This window comes from Candidatus Thiothrix putei, from assembly GCA_029972225.1.
Taxonomy (GTDB): Bacteria; Pseudomonadota; Gammaproteobacteria; order Thiotrichales; family Thiotrichaceae; genus Thiothrix; species Thiothrix putei.
In genome coordinates, this window is record CP124756.1 from 657,320 (window position 1) to 680,263 (window position 22,944).

A 22,944-nucleotide genomic window follows, 5' to 3' on the forward strand; every position below is an offset into this window, starting at 1 on the left:
GAATCGCAGCCCAGTTATAGGCTGGGAGAGAAAAGTCCCTCCCGCCCTTTTATTTACTTATTTATTAATAACGGTAATGGTCAGCCTTGTAAGGCCCTTCTACCGCTACGTTAATGTACTGCGCTTGCTTTTCGGTCAAGGTGCTGAGTTGCGCGTTGAGGGTTTTCAACTGCAACCGTGCAACTTTCTCGTCCAAATGCTTCGGCAGGGTGTAAACGCCAATCGGGTATTTGCCGGAATCGCGTTCAGTCCACAACTCGATTTGCGCAATCGTCTGGTTCGCAAACGAAGAAGACATGACATAAGACGGATGCCCAGTCGCACAGCCCAGGTTCACCAAACGGCCTTTTGCCAGCAGTGTGATGCGCTTGCCGTCAGGGAAGATCACGTGGTCAACTTGTGGCTTGATTTCGTCCCACTCGTACTGTTCCAGTGAGGCTACGTCGATTTCGTTATCGAAGTGACCGATATTGCAGACGATGGCTTCGTTTTTCATCGCCTTCATGTGGTCATGGGTGATGACGTGGAAGTTGCCGGTTGCAGTCACGAAAATGTCAGCTTTATCCGCCGCGTATTCCATCGTTACCACGCGGTAGCCTTCCATTGCCGCTTGCAAGGCGCAAATCGGGTCGATTTCTGTAACCCAGACTTGTGCAGACAAAGCACGCAAGGCTTGCGCAGAGCCTTTGCCTACGTCGCCGTAACCGCAGACCAGTGCGACTTTGCCCGCAATCATCACGTCGGTAGCACGCTTGATGCTGTCAACCAGTGATTCGCGGCAGCCGTACAGGTTGTCGAATTTGGATTTGGTGACGGAATCGTTGACGTTAATGCCGGGGAATTTCAGCTCGCCACGCGCGTGCATCTGATACAGGCGGTGAACCCCGGTAGTGGTTTCTTCAGTAACACCACGGACTTCTGCCAAACGGCTGCTGTACCAGTTCGGGGAGGTTTCCAGACGCTTGCGGATGGCGGCGTACAGATAGGTTTCTTCTTCAGACTCAGGCTTGGCAACCAAGCTAGGGTCAACTTCAGCACGTGCGCCCAAATGCAGCAGCAGTGTTGCGTCGCCGCCGTCATCCAGAATCATGTTCGCTTGTTCGCCATTCGGCCACTCGAAGATTTTGTGGGTGTAATCCCAGTATTCTTCCAGCGATTCACCTTTGTACGCGAAGACCGGAACGCCTGCTTGCGCAATGGCGGCTGCGGCGTGGTCTTGCGTGGAGAAAATGTTGCAAGAAGCCCAGCGCACGTCTGCGCCCAGTGCGGTCAGGGTTTCGATCAACACGCCAGTTTGGATGGTCATGTGCAGTGAACCCGCGATACGCGCACCCGCCAACGGCTTGGATTCCGCAAATTCGCGGCGAATCGCCATCAAACCGGGCATTTCGTGTTCAGCAACGTTGAGTTCTTTACGACCCCAAGCAGCCAAGCCCATATCGGCGACGATATAGTCGTTAAAAGTAGTCATGTTGAAATCTCCTAATATTTTTACAGGCCAGCAGCAGCGCGTAACGCGTCAGCGCGGTCAGTGCGTTCCCAAGGCAGGTCAAGGTCATCACGACCGAAGTGACCATAAGCCGCCGTACCGCGATAAATCGGGCGCAGCAGATCCAGCATTTTGGTGATGCCATAAGGACGCAGGTCGAAGTGTTCGCGTACCAGATTTTCGATCAGGATTTCATCGACCTTGTTGGTGCCGAAGGTTTCAACCGTGATGGAAGTCGGTTGTGCGACACCGATAGCGTAGGAGACTTGAATTTCGCAACGATCCGCCAAGCCCGCCGCGACGATGTTTTTCGCCACGTAACGGCCTGCATACGCCGCAGAACGGTCAACTTTGGATGGGTCTTTGCCGGAGAATGCGCCGCCGCCGTGACGTGCCATACCGCCGTAAGTGTCAACGATGATTTTACGCCCGGTCAATCCGCAGTCGCCCACAGGGCCACCGATTACGAAGTTGCCAGTGGGGTTAATGTGGTATTTAGTGCCAGCGTGCAGCCATTCTTGTGGCAGTACCGGCTTAATGACGTGTTCCATCACACCAGCACGCAGGTCATCCAAGCTGATGTTGGGGCTGTGTTGGGTGGAAAGTACTACTGCGTCGATAGCGACGATTTTGCCGCCTTCGTAACGCACGGTGACTTGGGATTTAGCATCCGGGCGCAGCCAAGGCAGTGTGCCGTTTTTACGCATATCCGCCTGTTGTTTCACCAAACGGTGGGCGTAAGTCAGTGCGGCTGGCATTAATACGTCGGTTTCATTGCTGGCGTAACCGAACATCAAGCCTTGGTCGCCCGCGCCTTGATCTTCTGGCTTGGCACGGTCAACGCCCATCGCGATGTCGGGGGATTGCTTGCCGAGTGCATTGATGACCGCGCACGTGTGGCCGTCGAAACCGATTTCGGAATTGTTGTAGCCGATGTCATTGACCACGCCACGCACGATACCTTCGTAGTCGATTTCCGCAGTGGTGGTGATTTCGCCTGCCAGTACGACCATGCCGGTCTTGGTCAGGGTTTCGCACGCTACCCGTGCATACGGGTCTTTGGCAATGATTGCATCCAAAATGGCATCGGAAACTTGATCCGCCATTTTGTCCGGGTGGCCTTCAGAAACAGATTCGGACGTGAAGAGGTAACTTCTCTCAGTCATTAATGTTCTCCTAAAACTAAAAATTAAATGACTGAGCGCCGTTGTATGTTCAACACAATCCGAGCCTGGCAAAGTATCAAAACCCCTTTGTCGCAACGCTCCTCGGATGAGTGTGCGCAATAATAGCGTAAAAAAATCTGTCATGCAGCATTGTTGAGAGGTGGATTCGCTGTAATTTTCCGATCAACAAGGTTTTATCTATCCAACTAGGGGGAGTTGCCCCTGCTTGAGAAGTTAGCCACAATAGATGTGCTTTAATTTGCCTGAATAATAAATACACATAAGGCGCTGCTGTTTCGTTTTGGTCGCGCTAACGAAGTGGCAGTCAATATCAGGGCAATGCAGGAACCCCATATTGGACTGCATCCTTCGGTGGTAACAGTCAGTATCGGCATCTTGCATTCGCCATTTTTTAGCTACGCCGCTTGCGTGGCTGATCACGATATTTGAAAACTACAGGAGACCCGTCTAATGACTACACGCCGCGAGCTGGCTAACGCAATCCGCTTCTTGACTATGGATGCCGTACAAAAAGCAAATTCCGGGCATCCGGGCGCACCGATGGGAATGGCAGACATTGCCGAAGTCCTTTACAACGACTACATGTCCCACAACCCACAAAATCCAAAGTGGGTCAACCGTGACCGTTTCGTCATGTCCAACGGTCATGCGTCCATGCTGCCGTACTCCGTGCTGCACCTGACCGGCTATGACCTGTCAATGGACGACCTGAAAGCGTTCCGCCAACTGCATTCCAAAACACCAGGTCACCCTGAATACGGCTATGCACCTGGCATTGAAACGACTACCGGCCCGCTGGGTCAAGGTATCACCAATGCTGTGGGTATGGCATTGGCGGAAAAAATCCTTGCTGCACAGTTCAACAAGCCGGGTCATGACATTGTTGATCATTACACCTACGTGTTCCTAGGCGATGGCTGCTTGATGGAAGGTATCTCCCATGAAGCTTGCTCTTTCGCAGGCACAATGGGTCTGGGCAAACTGATTTGCTTCTACGACGACAACAATATTTCCATCGACGGCGAAGTGGACGGCTGGTTCACTGACAATACGCCAATGCGCTTTGAAGCCTACGGCTGGCATGTTATCAGTATTGACGGTCACGATGCTGACGCGATCAAAGCAGCAGTAGAAGCTGCACGTGCTGAAACCAGCAAGCCGTCCATGATTTGCTGCAAAACCACTATCGGCTTCGGTTCCCCGAACAAAGCCGGTTCACATGACTGCCACGGTGCTGCACTGGGTGATGCAGAAATCGCTCTGTGCCGTACTGAACTGGGCTGGTCACACGAACCGTTTGTTGTCCCTGCCAACGTTTACGCGGGTTGGGATGCAAAAGCCAAAGGTGCAGCGGCTGAAGAAGCGTGGAACGGCACGTTTGCGGCTTATGCGGCGGCTTATCCAGCAGAAGCGGCTGAATTCAAGCGTCGTATGGCGGGCGAATTGCCTGCGAACTGGGCTGAAGCGTCTGCTGCTGCTATTGCGGCGATTGATGCCAAAGCTGAATCACCTGCAACGCGCGTGGCTTCCAAAAATGCGCTGGATGCGTTCGCACCGTTGCTGCCTGAATTCCTTGGCGGCTCGGCTGACCTGACACCTTCCAACAATACCTTCAACAAGTCCAGCAAGCACATCAGTGCAGGCCACGGCAAAGCGCAAGATTTCAGCGGCAACTACCTGTCATACGGTGTGCGTGAATTCGGCATGAGCGCGATCATGAACGGTATGGCTTTGCACGGCGGTTTACTGCCTTACGGTGCGACTTTCCTGATGTTCTCTGAATACGCCCGTAACGCGCTGCGTATGGCGGCGTTGATGAAAATTCAAAGCATCTTCGTTTACACCCACGACTCCATCGGCCTGGGCGAAGACGGCCCTACCCATCAGCCAGTTGAGCAAATCCCAACGCTGCGCATGATTCCGCGTATGTCCGTCTGGCGTGCATGTGACGCAGTAGAAACTGCCGTTTCTTGGAAACATGCGATTGAATACAAAGGCCCAAGCTGCCTGATCTTCTCGCGCCAAAACTTGAAGCATCAAGTGCGTACTGCTGAACAGATTGCCAACATCGCTAAAGGCGGCTACGTGTTGAAAGACACTGACGGCACACCTGACGTGATCGTGATTGCCACGGGTTCTGAAGTGGAACTGGCTATGCAAGCAGCAGCGAAATCTGACAAGAAAGTGCGCGTGGTTTCCATGCCTTCTTGTGATGTGTTCGATGCACAAGATGCGGCGTATAAAGAATCTGTATTGCCAGCAGCCGTCACTGCCCGTGTTGCTGTTGAAGCAGCGGTTGGTGATGCATGGTACAAGTACGTTGGCCTGAACGGCAAAGTCATTTGCATGACCACTTTTGGTGAATCTGCCCCGGCTGACCTATTGTTCAAGCAATTCGGCTTCACCGCTGACAATGTTCTGAACGCTATCAATAGCGTCGCGTAAGCATTACAACACCCGGCGGCTTTTCTGAGGAGGGGAGCCGCCAACTATTTTATCTGGTTAATTTTTGAGGAGTTCTCCATGACAATTAAAGTTGGTATCAATGGTTTTGGCCGTATCGGTCGTATGGCTTTCCGCGCTATTGCAAAAGATTTTCCCGGTATCGAAGTGGTCGGTATCAATGACCTGCTGGCACCTGATTACCTCGCGTACATGTTGAAATACGACTCCGTACACGGTCGTTTCAATGGTGACGTTGCGGTTGACGGCAGCAACCTGGTCGTAAACGGCAAAACTGTACGTCTGACTGCTGAACGCGACCCAGCTAACCTGAAGTGGAGCGACATCGGCGTAGACATCGTGCTGGAATGCACTGGCTTCTTCCTTGACGACGCTGGCTGCCAAAAGCACATCGAAGCGGGCGCGAAGAAAGTCGTTATGTCTGCTCCTTCCAAAGACAGCACCCCAATGTTCGTTTACGGCGTAAACCACACCACTTACGCAGGTCAGGCGATCATTTCTGCGGCATCTTGCACCACTAACTGCCTCGCACCTGTTGCGAAAGTATTGAACGACAAGTGGGGCATCAAGCGTGGTTTGATGACTACCGTTCATGCTGCAACTGCTACCCAGAAAACTGTTGACGGCCCTTCCATGAAAGACTGGCGCGGTGGTCGTGGTATTTTGGAAAACATCATTCCATCATCCACTGGTGCGGCTAAAGCAGTTGGCGTGGTACTGCCAGAGTTGAAAGGCAAACTGACCGGTATGGCGTTCCGCGTGCCGACTTCTGACGTTTCTGTGGTTGACCTGACGGTTGAGCTGAACAATGCAGCGACTTACGCTGAAATCTGTGCAGCGATGAAAGAAGCGTCTACCACTGGCGACATGAGCAAGACGCTGGGCTACACCGACGAGAAAGTGGTTTCCACTGACTTCCGTGGCGTTGGCTTCTCTTCCATTTTCGATGCTGAAGCTGGTATCGCGCTGGATGGCACTTTCGTGAAAGTCGTGGCTTGGTACGACAACGAATACGGCTACACCGCGAACATGCTGCGCTTTGTTGAGCACGTAGCAGCGAACTAAGAGAAGAACCCCCATCCCCAACCCTTCCCCCGCAAGGGGTGAAGGGAGCAAGAGGGGATTGTGGGAGTGCATCTTTTCCCTCCCCCCTTGCGGGGGAGGGTTAGGGTGGGGGGTAATCTTCAGATCCGTCACATAAATCATCCCGCGCTTTATTTGACTGATTTGATTTCTGCAAGGAGTTCCACCACATGGCTTTCATCAAAATGACCGATCTGGATCTGAAGGGCAAACGTGTTCTGATCCGTTCCGACCTGAACGTTCCTGTCAAAGACGGCAAAGTCACTTCCGACGCACGCATTACCGCATCAATGGCGACCATCAAGTTCGCGATGGATGCGGGTGCAAAAGTAATGGTGACTTCTCACTTGGGTCGTCCGACCGAAGGCGAGTGGTCTGAAGCGGTTTCCCTGAAACCCGTTGCTGACAATATTGCCGCGCGTTTGGGTTCAGATGTGCGCTTGATCAAGGATTGGGTTGACGGTGGTTTTGACGTGGCTGACGGCGAGTTGGTCGTGTTGGAAAACTGCCGCGTTAACAAAGGCGAAAAGAAAAACGTTGAAGAAATCGCCAAGAAATACGCTGCCCTGTGTGATGTATTCGTGATGGATGCGTTTGGTACTGCGCACCGTGCTGAGGCTTCAACTTACGGCGTAGGTATGTTTGCCCCAGTCGCAGCGGCGGGTATGTTGCTGACTGAAGAATTGGTTGCACTGGATAAAGCACTGGCAAACCCGGCTCGCCCAATGGTGGCTATCGTTGGTGGCTCTAAAGTTTCCACCAAACTGACCGTTTTGGAAGCCTTGTCTGAGAAGTGCGAACAGTTGGTTGTCGGCGGTGGTATTGCTAACACCTTCCTGAAAGCCACAGGTCACAACGTCGGTAAATCTTTATGCGAAGATGATCTGGTTGACACCGCCAATGCGCTGATTACCAAAATGACCGCTCGCGGCGCAATCATCCCCATCGCGGTTGACGTGGTGTGCGGTAAGAAATTCGATCCAGCCGAACCAGCCGTATTGAAAGACGCCAAAGACGTGGCTGACGACGACATGATTTTCGACATTGGCCCTAAATCGGCGCAAGAACTGGTCGATATTATCATGAACGCTGGCACGGTCGTCTGGAACGGCCCAGTCGGTGTATTCGAGTTTGACCAATTCGGCGAAGGCACGAAAGCGATTTCAATGGCAATGGCGGAAACCAAAGCCTTCACCCTGGCAGGCGGCGGCGACACCATCGCGGCGATCCAGAAGTACGATATTTACGACAAGATTTCCTACATCTCCACTGCGGGCGGTGCTTTCCTCGAATACCTCGAAGGTAAAGTCCTCCCAGCGGTTGCCATGTTGGAAGAACGCGCTAAGGGCTAACAAGCCCTCCGTAGGGGTAATTCATGAATTGCCCCTATAATCCCACACAAATGACATAAAACAAGCATAAACTACGCACTTTACAGCACACAGTTAATAGGTAATCCATTGAGAAGGACAAAAATTGTAGCGACCATGGGGCCTGCTACCGATACGCCGGAAGCAATCGAAGCGATTATCCGGGCGGGTGTGGACGTGGTGCGGATGAATTTCTCACACGGTACACACGAGGAACACGCGGCGCGTGCGGCTTTAGTGCGTGAGTTAGCGCATAAAGCAGGGCGCATCGTCGGTATTCTCGGCGACCTGCAAGGGCCAAAATTACGCATTGCGCGTTTTAAAGACGGCAAAATTATCCTGAAAGCGGGTGATGCTTTCATTTTGGATGCGGATCTTGCCAGCGATGCCGGAACGCAAGAGCGCGTTGGCCTCGGTTACAAAGAACTGGTCAACGACGTGAGTGCCGGAGACGAACTCTGGTTGGATGACGGGCGTATTGTGTTGGAAATCGTCGAGGTGAAGGGACAGGAAATCCATACCCGCGCCATCAACGGCGGTATTTTATCCAACAACAAGGGCTTGAATCGGCGCGGTGGTGGCTTGAGTGCCGAAGCCTTGACCGACAAAGACCGGGAAGACATTGCCGCTGCTGCCAGCATTGGCGTGGATTTTCTGGCAGTGTCATTCCCGCGTTCGGCAGATGACATCCATGAGGCACGGCGTTTGGCTCTGGAAGCGGGTTGCAAAGCTGCTATCGTTGCCAAAATGGAACGCGCTGAAACCATGCAAGAGGCGATTCGAGACGAAATCATCCTCGCCTCTGACGTGATTATGATTGCTCGCGGCGATTTAGGGGTGGAAATTGGCGATGCCAAGCTGCCACAGGCGCAAAAGTGCTTAATCAGTCGGGCGCGTACCCTCAATCGTGTGGTAATTACCGCCACGCAAATGATGGAAACCATGACCGAAAATCCGATCCCGACGCGGGCGGAAGTCTTCGACGTGGCAAACGCGGTCATGGATGGTACGGATGCGGTGATGTTATCGGGCGAAACCGCGACCGGCAAACATCCGGCGCTCGTGGTTAAAACGATGGCAGCGATTTGCAAGGAAGCGGAAAATTCCAACGAAACCCGCCGTTCCGGGCATCGCATGGAAGACCGTTTCGAGCGCATTGACGAAGGTATTGCGATGGCAACCATGTACACAGCCAATCACATGGGAGTACGCGCGATTGCGGCATTGACCGAGTCGGGCGCAACCCCGTTGTGGATGTCGCGGATTCGTTCCGGTATTCCGATTTACGCGCTGACCTCCAGCGATGAAGCAGCGCGGCGGGTCAGCATGTATCGGGGTGTTTACCCAGTGAAATTGCATGAACCGATGAAAGACCCGAAAATAGCCAACCGTCAAGCGGTCGAATTAATGATTGAGGAAGGCATCGTGGAAAACGGTGATCTGGTCATTATCACCAAAGGCGACCTGATGGGCACGAAAGGCGGCACCAATCAGCTCAAGATTCTGCGCGTCGGTGAACACCAGAACGGCTAAGGCACAATACGTTAACAGTTTAAACAACATTTTGAGGAGAACAACATGGCTTTGATTTCTTTGCGTCAATTACTGGATCACGCGGCTGAAAACGGCTACGGGATGCCAGCGTTCAACGTTAACAACATGGAGCAAATCCACGCCATCATGCAAGCGGCTGATGCGTGCAACTCCCCGGTTATCCTGCAAGGTTCTGCGGGTGCGCGTTCTTACGCAGGCGAACCGTTCCTGCGTCACTTGGTACAAGCGGCTATCGAAATGTACCCGCACATCCCGGTGGTTATGCACCAAGACCACGGTGCTGAACCAGCGGTTTGCTTCCGTTCTATCCAGTCCGGCTTCTCATCTGTCATGATGGATGGCTCGTTGATGGCGGATGCAAAAACCCCGTCCAGCTACGAATACAACGTTGAAACCACCCGTAAAGTGGTTGAGTTGGCACACGCTTGTGGCGTTTCCGTTGAAGGCGAATTGGGTTGCTTGGGTTCACTTGAAACCGGCATGATGGGTGAAGAAGACGGTCACGGTGCAGAAGGTGTGCTGGATCATTCCCAACTGCTGACTGACCCGGAAGAAGCGGCGGATTTCGTGCGCAAGACCGGTGTTGACGCGCTGGCGATTGCGATTGGTACTTCACACGGTGCATACAAGTTCACCAAGAAGCCTACCGGCAACGTGTTGCGTATCGACCGTGTGAAAGAAATCCACGCTCGCATTCCGACTGTTCACTTGGTAATGCACGGCTCTTCTTCTGTGCCAGAAGATTGGCTCGAAATCATCAACAACTACGGCGGCGATATGGGTCAAACCTACGGCGTACCGGTTTCTGAAATCGTGGAAGGCATCAAGCACGGTGTGCGTAAAGTCAACATCGACACTGACCTGCGTATGGCTTCGACTGGTGCAATCCGTAAGCACTTGTTTGACAACAAGTCCAACTTCGACCCGCGTAAATTCCTGAAAGAAGCGACCAAAGCGATGTCAGGCATCTGTAAAGACCGCTTTGAAGCGTTTGGTTGTGCCGGTCAAGCTAGCAAGATCAAACCGGTTTCACTGGAAGTCATGTTCGGTGAATACAAAGCTGGCAAGCTCGACCCGAAAGTGTCTTAATCGGGTTGCTGTGGGTGATCGCTTGCACGGCAAGCGGCTACATGGTGTGTAGAAAAAGGGAGCTTTGGCTCCCTTTTTCTGTCTAAATGACCAAGAACTTTATGATGAATAGCCTAAATGCTTTTTTCGGCTTGCATTAGAGGCACTGTGGAAAATGGTGTGCACGTTTAGCTAAATAAAAATCTACAAATAGCCAATTTTGTCTATACTTATGTTCATGAGTAAAGCAGCCAACACCGCATCAGCCAGCCCTAAACAAGTTCACCTTGCCCTTGAAACGTTGGGGGCAGATTTGCGTATTGCCCGTCTGCGGCGGGGCGAGTCGTTGCGTTCGTGGGCGGCTCGGGTGGGTGTTTCTGTGCCTACGTTGCAGCGTATGGAGGCGGGTGATCCGTCGGTTGGGGTGTCGGTGTATGTGATGGCGCTTTGGTTGGTCGGGAAGATTCAGCATGTTGCGAATTTGGCAGACCCGGCAAGCGATGAGCAGGCGCTGGCTATCGAATTGGCGAAGCTGCCGAAGGGGCGTTCATGAGTACGCAGAAAATCTTACCGGGTAATGAATTGGCGGTTTGGAATTTGACTGACCCGCAGACTCCCGTGCGGGTGGGGACGGCATCGCTGGCATTGGGCGGGCGAGGCGTGGCGTTTGTCTACGAGCGTAGTTGGTTGGCAAACGGCTACTCGTTATCGGGCGATATGCCGTTGCAACGCGCTGTACTGACACCCACGGTACGTGATCGGTTGTTTGGCGCGTTGGATGATGCCATGCCTGACCGTTGGGGCGAGCGGGCAATTCGTTTCATTGATAATCCGCCACGGGCAACAGCTTTGGACTTTCTGTATTACGCGGGGGATCACCGTTTCGGGGCGTTGGGGTTTTCTGTTGAGCAATCCCGCTATGTGCCGCATCGGGGTGAGCCATTGCCGAGTGCGGATTCGATTCACGCTTTACAGGCATTGATTGAGCGGATTGATGCGAATGAACCCCTGACCGAGCAGGAAAAGCTGATTGCGGGAACGACCAAAACGATGGGCGGGGCGCACCCCAAAGCTTTGGTGACGATGGAAGGCACGGACTGGATTGCCAAATTCCCACGCGGGGCAAACATTGACCTTGGGTTGATTGAACATGCTTCGCTGAGATTGGCGGCGCAAGCGGGTATTACTGTGGCGCATTCGGTGGCATTGCCCGGACTTTTTGGGCATGTGGTGGCGGTTGAACGCTTTGACCGACGGGCAAACCAGCGTTTGCGTACCCTTTCTGCCAAAACGGTGTTGTTGGCGGGGGTGGGGTTTGGTGCGCCGCTGGATGAGTTGAGCTATGGGGCAATGGCAGCGTTTGTGTTGCAAGCGGGGGCGGCGGATGTGCAAACGCAGCAACGGGCGGAGTTGTTTCGGCGGATGGCGTTCAATATCCTGATTGAAAATTCTGACGATCACGAAAAGAATCATGCGTTTGTGTTTGATGCGGGGTTTTGGTCGCTTGCGCCTGCCTTCGATGTGTTGCCGAATACGTCAAACGCGGGTTATCAGCAGATGGGGGTTGGTCAGCAGGGGGCGCTGGGGACATTGGATAACGCGCTGTCGGAATGTGGTTTGTTTGGGTTGAGCCGTGAGCAGGCGATTGAAGAGTGGTTCAAGGTGGCGGCGGTGGTGGCGGAATGGGATCAGGTTTTCGCGAGTTTTGGCGTGTCGGGTAAAGATATTGGGTATTTGCGGACATTCATTGATCAGCCGGAGCGTAAAGCGATGCGGTTACGCTCGGCGTTGGATGGTTTGTGATTTTTCGGTATTGAATAAAGGGTCACAATTTTAAGCGCATTTTTTTATTGTGACAGCTTTGCGTGGGGAGAAGGATACTTGTTTGCGCTTTGATTTTTCTTGTCTCTTTTTAATATCTTCAAATATCGCATCTAAATCGTGGTTAAACTGCGCTGCATACTGATTGCGCAACTCGCGTGTCTCTTTAATGATTGGGTCTTGCCACATAATTAACCCTCCATGAGTTCTACTTTGAGGCGCATCACGGCATTGGCTATGTGTGCGCAGTTCCATGTTCAGAAGAAGTCCGGCAATGGGGCATCAAAATCGTCTGCCATCACCGCACTGCCCGAATGTAAACCAGCTTGTCGTTTGCCCACGGATGGTGCTTGCGCAGAGACTTTGTTGTATTTGTTGAAAAGGAACTCAACAAAATTCAGGATTTCACGCTGGACACTTTCCGGTAGGCGGCGTGTGTGTTCTGTAATCAGATCTACTGTTGCCATGATTGTTTTGCTCCGCAGTTGCTATGGTTGCACTATACGTATTTTCACGCCCACGATATATCCAATTGTTTGCGTGTGTTTGCACAGTCACGCAGGTACAAATTGATAAGGCTCTGATAAGGAATGCCTTTGTCGTCAGCCATCGCTTTAAAGTAATCCACGGTATCTTGGTCTATACGGATGGTGATTTGTTGCTTCATCCGTTTAGCGTAGGGATTTTTGATAGCGTTTGAAAAATCATAAGTTTCACGCATGGTGACCACCTTCATATTGCCGTCGTTCAAATTTGTCTGCTTTTCGTGCGGAAATGATTCGGATCGTGTCGTGATCACGTTTTCTGGTTTAGGATATTTTTGCGTTCATCCCACTCAAATTTCAGGCTGCTCATGGCATTATTATAATTACATTGTAGTGTGACACAAGAGCAAAATTTGGATACCAGTGCCTTGGTTGACGGGGCGACGAGAGTAAGCTGGACAAAGATGCAGGCTGTCACCGCGTTCGTTGTCGATGTGCTTATTAGCCTTTCGTCAAGATTTTATTGACTTAATCTGGTAATTGTAAAATATAATGGAAAAGTAAACACCCAAAAATCCACAACAAAATAAGGCTATTTATATGTCAGAAATAAGAGCATTAGTTTTTGGTTCCACTGGAACAGGAAAAACAAGTTTATGTAATGCCGTATCAGGTATCGACTATCCGGCTGAAAGTAATGCGCGAGGTGTAACTTTTCAATCAAACACCTATCCTTCTTTTTCTTATGAAGAAAAAGAAATAATTATAACTGATACAATAGGTCTTGATGAATCAAGTTCAGGAACAGTTCTGCCTCATGAAGCAATTCAGCAAATTGTTAAATTATTAAAAGCATCAAAGCATGGCTACAGCTTATTAATTCATGTAATGAAAGCACCTAGAATAACTCAAAGCCATGTGAAAAACTATGATTTTTTTGTTGACAAGCTAACGGGAAAGAAAATACCAGTTATTTTAGTTGTAACGGGTTGTGAAAATGAAGATCCTATGAATAGCTGGGTAGATAAAAATGGAGGAGAGTTTATAAAAGATAATATGGAGTATACTCAGATACACGCTACTTGCTTTGCAAAAGGGGGAAGGCTTGAAAGTGCATATAAAGAACTTCGGGATGAATCTAAAGACCTTATTTTAAAATCTATTTTAAAAAATTCACTATCAACGCCTTATTTGCTTTATGAAAATCGAGGTGATGCTGAAAAACTAATTATAAAGTTATGGAACTCTGTTTGCGGTTTTTTTGGTTTAGATAAACACCGAGCGGAGCTTGGAGATGGAATATATGATATTCTTCTTAGAATTGGGGTGGGTCAAAATATTGCAGAGTCTTTAGCTAAAGTCGATATTTTTGATATTGCCAAAGGGATAATTATGAAAAAAATTCTAACACCAGCATAAAAGCTCAAATATTTTAGTAGTATACCATCGGCAATTGAGTTCTCGGTTTCAGTGTTTTTCATCAATCATTAACAATCAATAAGTTACGAATTTTTGAGAAACCGAATTTTCACTTACCGATGGTATAGTGGAGATGGTTATTATCTCTCCACTATCACTCTGCAAAAGAAAAATTAAATAGTCAACTAATCATCATGCTGCTCCTAAGCCGCCGCAAATTGCAATTCTATCCCTCACGTTGCACACTGCTGCTTCCATAACCTGCCATCAAGACCCCATGAAATTCGACATCCTCTCCCAACAAAATCTGTACCAAGGCTTTTTCCGCGTGGATGCCTACGAATTCCGCCACGAGCTGTTTGCAGGCGGTTGGTCGGGGACGGTCAGGCGGGAAATTTTCGAGCGCCGCAATGCCGTTGCCGTGTTATTGCACGATCCCGTCGCGGATACGCTCTTAGTGATCGAGCAATTCCGTCCCGGTGCTGCCTTGCGGGATGCCCAAGGTGCGTGGATGGTCGAAATCGTCGCAGGCATCGTCGAAGATGGCGAAAGCAATGCAGACGTAGCACGCCGCGAAGCCCAAGAAGAAGCCGGTTGCACCCTCGACACGCTGGAACACATTATCGACTTTTACCCGAGCGCAGGCGGCTCGACCGAAATCGTCAGCTTGTATTACGCCCCCGTCGATTTATCCGCCGTACCCACCGGCATCCACGGCTTGCCCGAAGAACACGAAGACATTCGCGTATCGGTCATCCCGCGCCACACCGCGCTGGCATGGCTCAAAGCCGGTAAAATCCAAGCATCCCTAGCAATCATTGCCCTACAATGGCTGGCGTTAGAAAAACCACCCCGTTAATGCGCTTGTTGGCGCGATTGATTCTATGCAAAAATGAAGTACTACTTCAGATTTGCAGGGTGCGTCATGATTCAACGCCACATACTTCCCATTTTATTGGCGCGTGCTGCCCAATGGCCCGTCGTGACGGTCACGGGGCCACGGCAATCCGGCAAAACCACATTGTGTCGGGAAGCCTTTCCCAACAAGCCTTACACCAATCTGGAACGCCCTGATACCCGCGATTTTGCCCGCACTGATCCACGCGGTTTTTTGAGCCAATTCCCCGATGGGGCGGTGATTGATGAAATTCAGCGCGTCCCCGACTTGCTGTCATGGATTCAGGTATTGGTGGATGAAAAGAATACAGCAGGGCAATTCATCCTCACGGGTAGCCACCAGTTTGAACTCAGCCGCCACATCTCGCAGTCATTGGCGGGGCGTACTGCCTTACTGAAATTGTTGCCGCTGTCGATTGCCGAATTGTTACCGATGGTGGAAACGCCAAGGCTGGATGATTTCTTGTACCAAGGCGGTTATCCGCGCATTCATGCCCAACAACTAGACCCCGCCGTGGCGTTGGGTGATTACTTTGAAACCTATGTGCAGCGCGATTTGCGTGAATTGGTGCAGTTACGCAACCTCCATCTGTTTGAAAAATTTGTGCGCTTGGTAGCGGGGCGCGTCGGGCAATTGGTGAATATGCAAAGTCTCGCAGCGGATGTCGGCGTATCAGGCAACACCGTGCAAGAATGGCTCACCTTATTGGAAGCCTCCTATATCGTGTTTCGCCTGCCGCCTTGGTTCAGCAATGGCAGCAAACGCCTGATCAAATCGCCCAAGCTCTATTTTTACGACGTGGGGCTTGCCGCATGGCTAATAGGGATCACCCAGCCCGCGTATCTACCCACACACCCGCTGCGGGGCAATTTGTTTGAAAACCTCGTGGTGTTGGAAGTGCTGAAAACCCTGCATAACGCAGGCGCAAAACCCAACCTGTCTTTCTACCGCGATGCCAACCACAACGAAGCCGATTTGCTGCTGGAAACCGGTGATAAATTGCAACTGCTCGAAATCAAGTCCGCGCAAACGGTTGCCAGCGATGCCATGCAAGCCGCCACACGGGTAAAAACTGCCTTGGGTGAACGGATTGCCGGTATGACATTGGTGTATGGCGGAGCGGAAGCACAACGGCGCAGTGCGTTTACGGTATTACCGTATACGCAGGTGCAGGCATGGCTGCTACAATGGCTCGCATTAGAAAAACCACCCCTAGGATGCCATTCATGACCGTTAAAGCCTTTGAAAACCACACCCCAACGCTGCACCCGACCGCCTATGTCGACCCGATGGCGTATGTCAGCGGGCAAACCACCCTAGGCGAAGGTTCATCGGTGTGGCCGATGGCGGTAGTGCGCGGTGACATCAACCACATTCGCATTGGCAACTTGACCAATGTGCAAGACGGCGCGGTGCTGCATGTCACGCACGGCGGCCCGTATTCCTCGCCCGACGGTCGCCCGCTGCTGATTGGCGATGAAGTCACGATCGGTCACAAAGCCGTGTTACACGCTTGTACCATTGGCAACCGCTGCTTGGTCGGCATGGGCGCTATCGTGCTGGATGGCGCAGTGGTCGAAGACGAGGTAATGATCGGCGCAGGCAGTCTGGTTCCGCCGGGCAAGCGCTTGGAAAGCGGCTATTTGTACGTCGGCAACCCCGTCAAACAGTCGCGGGCGCTGACCGAAAAAGAGCGGGCATATTTCAGCTATTCAGCCAATTACTATGCAAAGTTGGCGCTAAGAACGGCTGCCTCGGAGTGAAAACAGTATGCAAGCTTTAATTCTCGGCGGCGCACGTTCCGGTAAAAGCCATTATGCCGAAACGTTAGCGCAACAGTCCGGTCACGAGGTTACTTATATCGCGACTGCGCAAGCGCATGACGCTGAAATGCAAGAACGCATTACCCATCACCGCGCTACTCGCCCTGCATATTGGCTGACAGTAGAAGAGCCACTAACACTTGCCGCCACCCTGCAACATCATGCTGCTTCACACCGCTTGTTGCTGGTGGATTGCCTAACACTGTGGTTGACCAATTTGCTGTGTTTGGAAGACGAGCAACGTTTGCAAACAGAAACCACCGCATTGTTAGAGACGCTCCCGCATTTGCCGGGGCATACCTTGTTGGTCAGTAACGAAGTCGGGTTGGGCGTCGTGCCATTGGGCGAATTGACGCGCCGTTACGTTGACAGCGCAGGGCGCTTGCATCAGCAATTAGCCGCACAACTGGAAACGGTGGTGTTCATGGTGGCAGGTTTGCCACAAGTATTAAAAGGAAATTTCAATGGATTGGCTGAATAAACCCTGCGCAAGCGCGACAGAACATTACCGAGAATTGGCTTTACAACGTCAGCAACAACTCACCAAGCCTAGCGGCGCGTTAGGCAGGTTGGAAACGTTGGCAGTGACACTGGCAGCCCTGCAAGGCCGTGAAGACCCCCGTGCCGATAAGGTTTACATCAGTATTTTTGCCGCCGACCATGGGGTGGCGGAAGAGGGCGTATCCGCTTTCCCGCAAGCGGTGACTGGGCAAATGGTGCACAATTTTCTCAACGGTGGTGCCGCCATCAGCGTACTGGCACGAGAGCTGGGTGCAACGCTGGAAATCATCGACGTCGGTGTCAAAGACCCGCTAAACCATGCCGGGCTGATCAGTCAACGTGCCGGTGCGGGTACGGCAAACAGTGCGCAAGCGCCCGCCATGACCTTGGACCAGCTCAAACTTGCGTTACAAGCTGGCTATGCTGCTGCCGAACGCGCTTACGCCCAGCAAGCGGATCTGTTTATTGGTGGTGAAATGGGCATCGGCAATACCACCGCCGCGACCGCGTTGTATTGTGCCTTGCTGGATGTTGCACCAAGTGTTGCCACCGGCGCAGGCACGGGGCTTGATGCTGCCGGTATTGCGCATAAAGTGACTGTTATTCAACGCATTCTTGATGTGCATCGCCATCACCTGAATGCGCCGTTGGAGGCATTGCGTTGCGTCGGTGGGTTTGAAATTGCCGCATTGGTCGGGGCGTATTGCCGAGCGGCTCAACGGGGCATTCCCATTGTGGTGGATGGTTTTATCAGCACCGCCGCCGCTCTGGTGGCAGTGCAACAGCAGCCGAATGTGCGGCAATGGTTATTGCTCAGTCATGCGTCTGCCGAACCGGGGCATGTGTTGGCAACCGATTTTCTAGGTTTGCAGCCGTTGTTGGATTTGCAAATGCGGTTGGGGGAGGGCAGTGGCGCGGCGCTGGTTGTGCCGTTGTTACGCATGGCGTGCGCTTTACATAACCGCATGGCAACGTTTGCTGAAGCAGCGGTGGCGGGTGAAGCGGCAGCGCGATTGTGATGCATAATATACCCCGCTATTTTTTCCTTGCGCTGTCATTTCTGACCCGTATTCCAGTGTCGGATTTGGGGAAGCTGGAAGCAGTGGATTTTGGGCGGGCAGCTTTATTTTATCCATTGGTGGGCTTGTTGATTGGTGCTTTGTTGTGCCTCCCGCTGGTATTGTTTCCACACGCACCGGCGGTATTGCTGGCAGCAATAGTGACCGTGTTATGGGCGGCTATTACTGGCGGGCTGCATCTGGATGGGTTGGCAGACAGTGCCGATGCGTGGCTTGGCGGTTTTGGCGATGTGGAAAAGACGCACCGTATTCTCAAAGACCCGTTGATCGGTGCGGCGGGTGCAATCGCGCTGGTCGGGTTGTTATTGCTGAAATTCGCCGCGTTGGTGGTGGTGTTGGAACACGGGGCGTGGTGGGTGATCTTGCTGGCTCCGGTATTGGGGCGGGTGTTGGTATTGTTACTGTTTTTGACCACACCTTATGTGCGGGCTGGCGGTTTAGCCAGTGCCGTTACCGAACAGTTGCCACGCACTTTGGCTTGGTGGCTTACGTTGGTAACGTTGGTAGCGGTGGCGCTGGTTTCTTTGCAAGGTTTGTTGGCGGTGCTGCTTGGGTTTTGGTTATTGCGCCGGATGATGGTGCAGCGTTTGCGAGGCTGTACTGGCGATACGGCAGGTGCAGCGGTGGAAAGTGGTGAGATGTTGTGGCTGGTTGGGGTGGCGTTGGGGATGCCTGTTTGATGCCAGTTTAATCCAGCAAGTCGAATACGGCTTGTATGGCAAGGTGTGATTCCAACGTATCGGCAAGGCGCTCCAGTTGCTGTTCACGCACGGCATTGATGTCAAACGTTTGTGTTACGGGTAGCCCTGCCCATTCCAGCAAGCTTTGTAGGGTATCAGGTGAATCAAACAGACCGTGTAAGTAAGTCGCGATGATCTGTCCATCTATCGACATTGCCCCATCCGGCTGCCCATCCAAATACACAGCGGGATGCTCCAACGCCCTGCCGGTGCTAATGCCGCAGTGAATTTCGTAGCCTTGCAGAAACCCCTGCTGATCTCCCTTTGTCAGGGGAGGGGCAAGTGTGCCACGTCGGTTGGTTAATTGCTTTTCAGGCTGCAAGGTCGTTTCAAAGTCGAGTAAACCCAACCCCGTGTGGCTACAAGGTTGACCTTCGATACCGTGCGGGTCGTGAATTGCTTGCCCTAGCATTTGCAAGCCACCGCAAATACCAATCACCTTCCCGCCATAACGTAAATGCCGCTGAATCGCGCTTTCCCAGCCTTGCGAGCGCAACCAGGCCAAGTCAAATCCAACATTCTTGCTACCCGGTAAAATGATCAAATCCGCTGCCGGAATGCTTTCCAGATGCCCCACGTACTGAAAATCCACCTGCGGATGCAAGCGCAACGGCTCAAAATCCGTATGATTACTAATATGCGGCAAGCGTGGCACAACGACTCTTAGCTCCCTGCCCCCCTTGCGGGGGAAGGGCTGGGGATGGGGGGTATTCTCCGGCACGGCATCCTCCGCATCCAAATGCAGCCCATGCAAATACGGCAATACGCCCAGCACCGGTTTGCCCGTATACGCTTCCAACCAATCCAACCCGCCTTGCAATAACGCAATATCGCCGCGAAACCGATTGATCACAAAGCCTTTGACCCGCGCCTGTTCCGTTTCAGACAATAGCGCCAACGTACCTACCAAATGCGCAAATACGCCACCTTTGTCGATGTCCGCAATCAAAATCACCGGGCAATCCGCCTGTTCCGCAAAGCCCATATTGGCAATATCGCCCTCACGTAAATTGATTTCCGCCGGGCTACCCGCGCCTTCCACCAACACATAATCGTATTCCGCACACAGCCGCGCATAGGAATCAAACACCGCCGCCGCTGCCTTGGGTTTGTAACTGTGGTAATCGAGGGCTTCAAGATTGCCGATAGAATGCCCTTGCAAGATAACTTGCGCCCCCGTGTCGGTATTCGGCTTAAGCAGCACGGGATTCAGGTGGACACTGGGGATAACGCCCGCTGCTTGTGCTTGCAAGGCTTGCGCCCGCCCGATTTCGCCGCCATCGGGGGTCACCGCACTGTTTAACGCCATGTTCTGCGGCTTGAACGGTACGACGGATAAACCACGCCGTTTGAAGACGCGGCATAGCCCCGCCACCAGCGTGCTTTTACCCGCATCCGACGTACAGCCCTGCACCATTAATGTGGGCATGATTGAATTCCTTGTTTGAGCCGCCGCCATTGGCTTTCGGAAGCCGGTAAGCCAAACCGCAGGGCAGGTGGGTGTTGAAACAAACGCACCAGTATCCCCAACTGCGCCAAACGGACAAATTCCTGTTGCGCCGCTGGCAAGGGTACGTAAGCGAATAGCTGGGTGCTACTGACCGCTACGCCATAATGCTTTGCCAGCAGCCGTTGCAAGCGGGCAGAAGCCTTGACCAGTCGTATGGTTTGCTGCTGTTGCCAAGCCGCATCTGCCAACGCCTGCTTGCCCGCCCAACGTGCAGGGTGGCTAACTGACCAGTCATCCTGCAACGCTGCCAGTTGTTGTAACCATTCAGGCTTTGCCCACACGAAACCAAGGCGCACACCTGCCAGCCCGAAAAACTTGCCAAGGGAACGCAATACCACCAACTGTTGTGGCGGCGTTTTCCAGAAACGGATCAGGCTGTCATCCCAAGCGTCCATGAAGGCTTCATCAACCACCAACCAGCCGTCATGTCGGCGCAAAGCCAGCAGCCAGTTCCAGAGGATGTCAGCATCGTAATACCGTGCAGTCGGGTTGGTGGGGTTGACAACAACCAGCACATCCAGTTGCGGCAAATGCGCCTCCACCGTATCGGGGGCAATTTCCTGCACCTGATGCCCAGCCGCTTGCCACGCCTGATAATGGCTGCGGTAAGCGGGGCTGAGGATGCCGACCCGTTTGTTCCCCCCCAGCACGGTGGGCAGCAGGCGGATAGCTTGCTGCGTACCAGCGACCGGCAACAGGTTTTCTGGCGCTGTGTGGTCGTAATAGCGGGCGGCAATGCTTTCCAGCCCATCATCCGTTTCCGGTAAACGCTGCCAACATTCAGGCGGAACGGGCGATAAAGGGTAAGGCCAAGGGCTGATACCCGTGGATAAATCCAGCCAGTTTTTTAGTGGGATGCCAAAAGTGCGGCTGGCAGCACGCAATTGCCCACCGTGTTCATGTGAAGAAAACAAGCATTCCTCCTGTGATTAATGACAGCACCGCCCACAGATACACGCCGCGATCCAGCAAGCCGATAGCGCGGGTAATCGCGGATGCGTCCGGTATTGCACCCGCACCGAGTGATGGGCGGGCTTTGGTTTGCCCCGCATACACCGCATCGCCGCCAAGTTGTACCTGCAATGCACCCGCTCCCGCTGCCATCACCACCCCCGCGTTGGGGCTGTACCAACGGCTGCCTTGGGTACGCCACGCTTGCAGCGCAGTGGCAACATTCCCGCATAGCGCATAGGTTAACGCGGTCAAGCGTGCCGGAATCCAGTTCAACACATCGTCCACCCGCGCTGCCCACTTGCCGAAACGCTCAAAACGTTCATTGCGATAACCCCACATCGCATCCAGCGTATTACTCAGGCGGTACAACATGACTGCTGGCGCACCGCCGATCATTAGCCAAAACAAGGGGGCAAACACCGCGTCGCTGCCATTTTCCAGCACCGATTCGATGCAGGCACGGCTGATCTGGGGGCTATCGAGTTGGGAGGTGTCGCGGCTGACCAGCCAACCGACTTTTTGCCGTGCTTGCGGTAAATCATCCGCCAGCAGTGCTTGTTGCACCCACTGGGCGTGTTGGCGCAGGCTTTGCCAGCCAATCGCCAACCAACCGCACAGCACACTAAGCCAAAGTCCACCGATGAGCGTATCCAGCCACCAAACGGCAACGCTGAAAGGCAACACAGCCAAACACCACGCCAGTATGCCGTAGTGAATGCTGCGGTTATTGAAGTGGGATTCCAGCCAATCCGCCAGCTTGCCGAAGCCGACCAGCGGGTGAAAACGCGGGGGTTCGCCTAACAGCCGATCGAGCAATACAGCAGGGGCAAGCAAGCAAAGAGACAGGCTCATGCCAGCGTGAAATCAAGGAAGGTGTAGTTGTATTCGCCGGTGAAATTACCCAATGCCTGTATTTTCAGTGGGTATGAAAACAACGGCCCATCGGTCACAAAAGTATGAAATTCGCCGCTTTCGCCGCAAACATCCACACCGATAGCATCCAGTTCCTGCATAGCGGCAGTATCCAGCTTACGCCCTAACCAGCTTTCATCCAACACGCCTTGCTTGACAGCAATGATGTGCGTGGTGAAACCAACAGCATGAAATTCCGCCAGTAGTGCCGAGTGTGCGTCTTCCCACAACGGAAATAGCACAGCTAGACCCACCTCTTCGCCCACCTGTTCCAGCCATTCGCGGTGTGCCTGAAGGTCAATATCCCCCGAAATCAGAGCTTCAGCCCCTTGCTGTTTGGCTTCGCTCAAGGCTTGGACGTACACCGGGCGATACCCTTCCCACGTCACCGACGGCGTGATCAAGGGCAAGCCCATTGCCGCCGCCTGTTGCTGCAATACTTCTGGACGTAGGGCATGGGCGCGGGTGCGTGAACCGTCCGCTTCCAGCATCGTTAGCAATGCTTGCGGCTGATGCCCTGCCTGCATCGCGCGATACAAGGCGAGGCAAGCATCCTTGCCCCCGCTCCATGAACTGATCAGTTTCATG

The 22,944-nt window shown here is 52.8% G+C and carries 23 protein-coding genes and 1 riboswitch; of the genes, 14 read left to right on the forward strand and 9 right to left on the reverse strand.

Annotated elements, in window-relative coordinates:
- Nucleotides 1-64: 64 nt before the first annotated feature.
- Together ahcY and metK are read right to left on the reverse strand one after the other, a co-directional pair.
- Nucleotides 65-1,471, reverse strand: coding sequence for an adenosylhomocysteinase (gene ahcY, locus QJT81_03435; GenBank protein WGZ95053.1), 1,407 nt, complete (start codon nt 1,469-1,471; stop codon nt 65-67).
- A gap of 20 nt (nt 1,472-1,491) precedes the next feature.
- Nucleotides 1,492-2,655, reverse strand: a complete 1,164-nt coding sequence (gene metK, locus QJT81_03440; protein WGZ95054.1) for a methionine adenosyltransferase — start codon at nt 2,653-2,655, stop codon at nt 1,492-1,494.
- Between the two features lie 26 nt (nt 2,656-2,681).
- Nucleotides 2,682-2,765: riboswitch (S-adenosyl-L-homocysteine riboswitch) on the reverse strand.
- Nucleotides 2,766-3,126: 361 nt separating this feature from the next.
- On the opposite strand from metK, the gene tkt reads away from it, so the two are divergent.
- The 7 genes from tkt (at nt 3,127) to QJT81_03475 (ending at nt 12,017) form a co-directional block, all read left to right on the forward strand.
- Nucleotides 3,127-5,121 carry a transketolase gene (gene tkt, locus QJT81_03445; protein WGZ95055.1) on the forward strand — a complete coding sequence of 665 codons (1,995 nt, stop codon included), beginning with the start codon at nt 3,127-3,129 and terminating at the stop codon, nt 5,119-5,121.
- A gap of 78 nt (nt 5,122-5,199) precedes the next feature.
- Nucleotides 5,200-6,204 carry a type I glyceraldehyde-3-phosphate dehydrogenase gene (gap, locus tag QJT81_03450; GenBank protein WGZ95056.1) on the forward strand — a complete coding sequence of 335 codons (1,005 nt, stop codon included), beginning with the start codon at nt 5,200-5,202 and terminating at the stop codon, nt 6,202-6,204.
- A gap of 188 nt (nt 6,205-6,392) precedes the next feature.
- On the forward strand, nt 6,393-7,574 hold the full coding sequence (locus QJT81_03455; GenBank protein WGZ95057.1) for a phosphoglycerate kinase: 1,182 nt from the start codon (nt 6,393-6,395) through the stop codon (nt 7,572-7,574).
- Nucleotides 7,575-7,682: 108 nt separating this feature from the next.
- Nucleotides 7,683-9,125 (forward strand): pyruvate kinase, encoded by a 1,443-nt coding sequence (pyk, locus tag QJT81_03460; protein ID WGZ95058.1) that lies wholly within the window; start codon nt 7,683-7,685, stop codon nt 9,123-9,125.
- A gap of 45 nt (nt 9,126-9,170) precedes the next feature.
- The gene (fba, locus tag QJT81_03465) at nt 9,171-10,235 is read left to right on the forward strand and encodes a fructose-bisphosphate aldolase class II (GenBank protein ID WGZ95059.1); all 1,065 of its coding nucleotides are present in this window, start codon (nt 9,171-9,173) and stop codon (nt 10,233-10,235) included.
- Between the two features lie 217 nt (nt 10,236-10,452).
- The gene (locus QJT81_03470; protein WGZ95060.1) at nt 10,453-10,767 is read left to right on the forward strand and encodes a hypothetical protein; all 315 of its coding nucleotides are present in this window, start codon (nt 10,453-10,455) and stop codon (nt 10,765-10,767) included.
- Nucleotides 10,764-12,017 carry a type II toxin-antitoxin system HipA family toxin gene (locus QJT81_03475; protein WGZ95061.1) on the forward strand — a complete coding sequence of 418 codons (1,254 nt, stop codon included), beginning with the start codon at nt 10,764-10,766 and terminating at the stop codon, nt 12,015-12,017. Before QJT81_03470 ends, QJT81_03475 begins: the two co-directional genes overlap by 4 nt.
- A gap of 30 nt (nt 12,018-12,047) precedes the next feature.
- On the opposite strand, the gene QJT81_03480 is transcribed toward QJT81_03475, so the two are convergent.
- The 3 genes from QJT81_03480 to QJT81_03490 are packed head-to-tail and all read right to left on the reverse strand — an operon-like array spanning nt 12,048 to nt 12,786.
- Nucleotides 12,048-12,290 carry a hypothetical protein gene (locus QJT81_03480; protein ID WGZ95062.1) on the reverse strand — a complete coding sequence of 81 codons (243 nt, stop codon included), beginning with the start codon at nt 12,288-12,290 and terminating at the stop codon, nt 12,048-12,050.
- Between the two features lie 2 nt (nt 12,291-12,292).
- Entirely contained in the window at nt 12,293-12,502 is a 210-nt protein-coding gene (locus tag QJT81_03485) for a DUF2281 domain-containing protein (protein ID WGZ95063.1), read from the reverse strand.
- 44 nt (nt 12,503-12,546) lie between these two features.
- Entirely contained in the window at nt 12,547-12,786 is a 240-nt protein-coding gene (locus QJT81_03490; protein ID WGZ95064.1) for a BrnA antitoxin family protein, read from the reverse strand.
- A gap of 334 nt (nt 12,787-13,120) precedes the next feature.
- Between QJT81_03490 and QJT81_03495 the strand changes: the two genes are divergently transcribed.
- From QJT81_03495 to cobS, 7 genes are all read left to right on the forward strand, one after another.
- Nucleotides 13,121-13,939, forward strand: coding sequence for a GTPase domain-containing protein (locus QJT81_03495; protein WGZ95065.1), 819 nt, complete (start codon nt 13,121-13,123; stop codon nt 13,937-13,939).
- A gap of 277 nt (nt 13,940-14,216) precedes the next feature.
- A complete protein-coding gene (locus QJT81_03500) occupies nt 14,217-14,798 on the forward strand; it encodes an NUDIX domain-containing protein (GenBank protein ID WGZ95066.1) in 582 nt (193 codons plus the stop codon).
- A 66-nt stretch (nt 14,799-14,864) separates the two neighbouring features.
- Nucleotides 14,865-16,067, forward strand: coding sequence for an ATP-binding protein (locus QJT81_03505; protein WGZ95067.1), 1,203 nt, complete (start codon nt 14,865-14,867; stop codon nt 16,065-16,067).
- Nucleotides 16,064-16,600 carry a gamma carbonic anhydrase family protein gene (locus QJT81_03510; GenBank protein WGZ95068.1) on the forward strand — a complete coding sequence of 179 codons (537 nt, stop codon included), beginning with the start codon at nt 16,064-16,066 and terminating at the stop codon, nt 16,598-16,600. The genes QJT81_03505 and QJT81_03510 overlap by 4 nt, the downstream gene beginning before the upstream one ends.
- Before the next feature lie 7 nt (nt 16,601-16,607).
- A complete protein-coding gene (gene cobU, locus QJT81_03515) occupies nt 16,608-17,141 on the forward strand; it encodes a bifunctional adenosylcobinamide kinase/adenosylcobinamide-phosphate guanylyltransferase (protein WGZ95069.1) in 534 nt (177 codons plus the stop codon).
- Complete coding sequence (cobT, locus tag QJT81_03520; GenBank protein WGZ95070.1) at nt 17,125-18,180, forward strand: nicotinate-nucleotide--dimethylbenzimidazole phosphoribosyltransferase; 1,056 nt, start codon at nt 17,125-17,127, stop codon at nt 18,178-18,180. The genes cobU and cobT overlap by 17 nt, the downstream gene beginning before the upstream one ends.
- Nucleotides 18,180-18,920: an adenosylcobinamide-GDP ribazoletransferase gene (cobS, locus tag QJT81_03525; GenBank protein ID WGZ95071.1), complete on the forward strand. Its 741-nt coding sequence runs from the start codon at nt 18,180-18,182 to the stop codon at nt 18,918-18,920. Before cobT ends, cobS begins: the two co-directional genes overlap by 1 nt.
- Nucleotides 18,921-18,927: 7 nt before the next feature.
- On the opposite strand, the gene QJT81_03530 is transcribed toward cobS, so the two are convergent.
- From QJT81_03530 to QJT81_03545, 4 genes are read right to left on the reverse strand one after another with little or no spacing between them, the layout of a single operon-like run.
- Nucleotides 18,928-20,409, reverse strand: a complete 1,482-nt coding sequence (locus QJT81_03530) for a cobyric acid synthase (protein WGZ95072.1) — start codon at nt 20,407-20,409, stop codon at nt 18,928-18,930.
- Nucleotides 20,397-21,404 (reverse strand): threonine-phosphate decarboxylase CobD, encoded by a 1,008-nt coding sequence (gene cobD, locus QJT81_03535; protein WGZ95073.1) that lies wholly within the window; start codon nt 21,402-21,404, stop codon nt 20,397-20,399. The genes QJT81_03530 and cobD overlap by 13 nt, the downstream gene beginning before the upstream one ends.
- Nucleotides 21,388-22,296 (reverse strand): adenosylcobinamide-phosphate synthase CbiB, encoded by a 909-nt coding sequence (gene cbiB / locus QJT81_03540; protein ID WGZ95074.1) that lies wholly within the window; start codon nt 22,294-22,296, stop codon nt 21,388-21,390. Before cbiB ends, cobD begins: the two co-directional genes overlap by 17 nt.
- Nucleotides 22,293-22,943 (reverse strand): diphthine--ammonia ligase, encoded by a 651-nt coding sequence (locus QJT81_03545; protein WGZ95075.1) that lies wholly within the window; start codon nt 22,941-22,943, stop codon nt 22,293-22,295. Before QJT81_03545 ends, cbiB begins: the two co-directional genes overlap by 4 nt.
- Between the last annotated feature and the right edge of the window lies 1 nt (nt 22,944).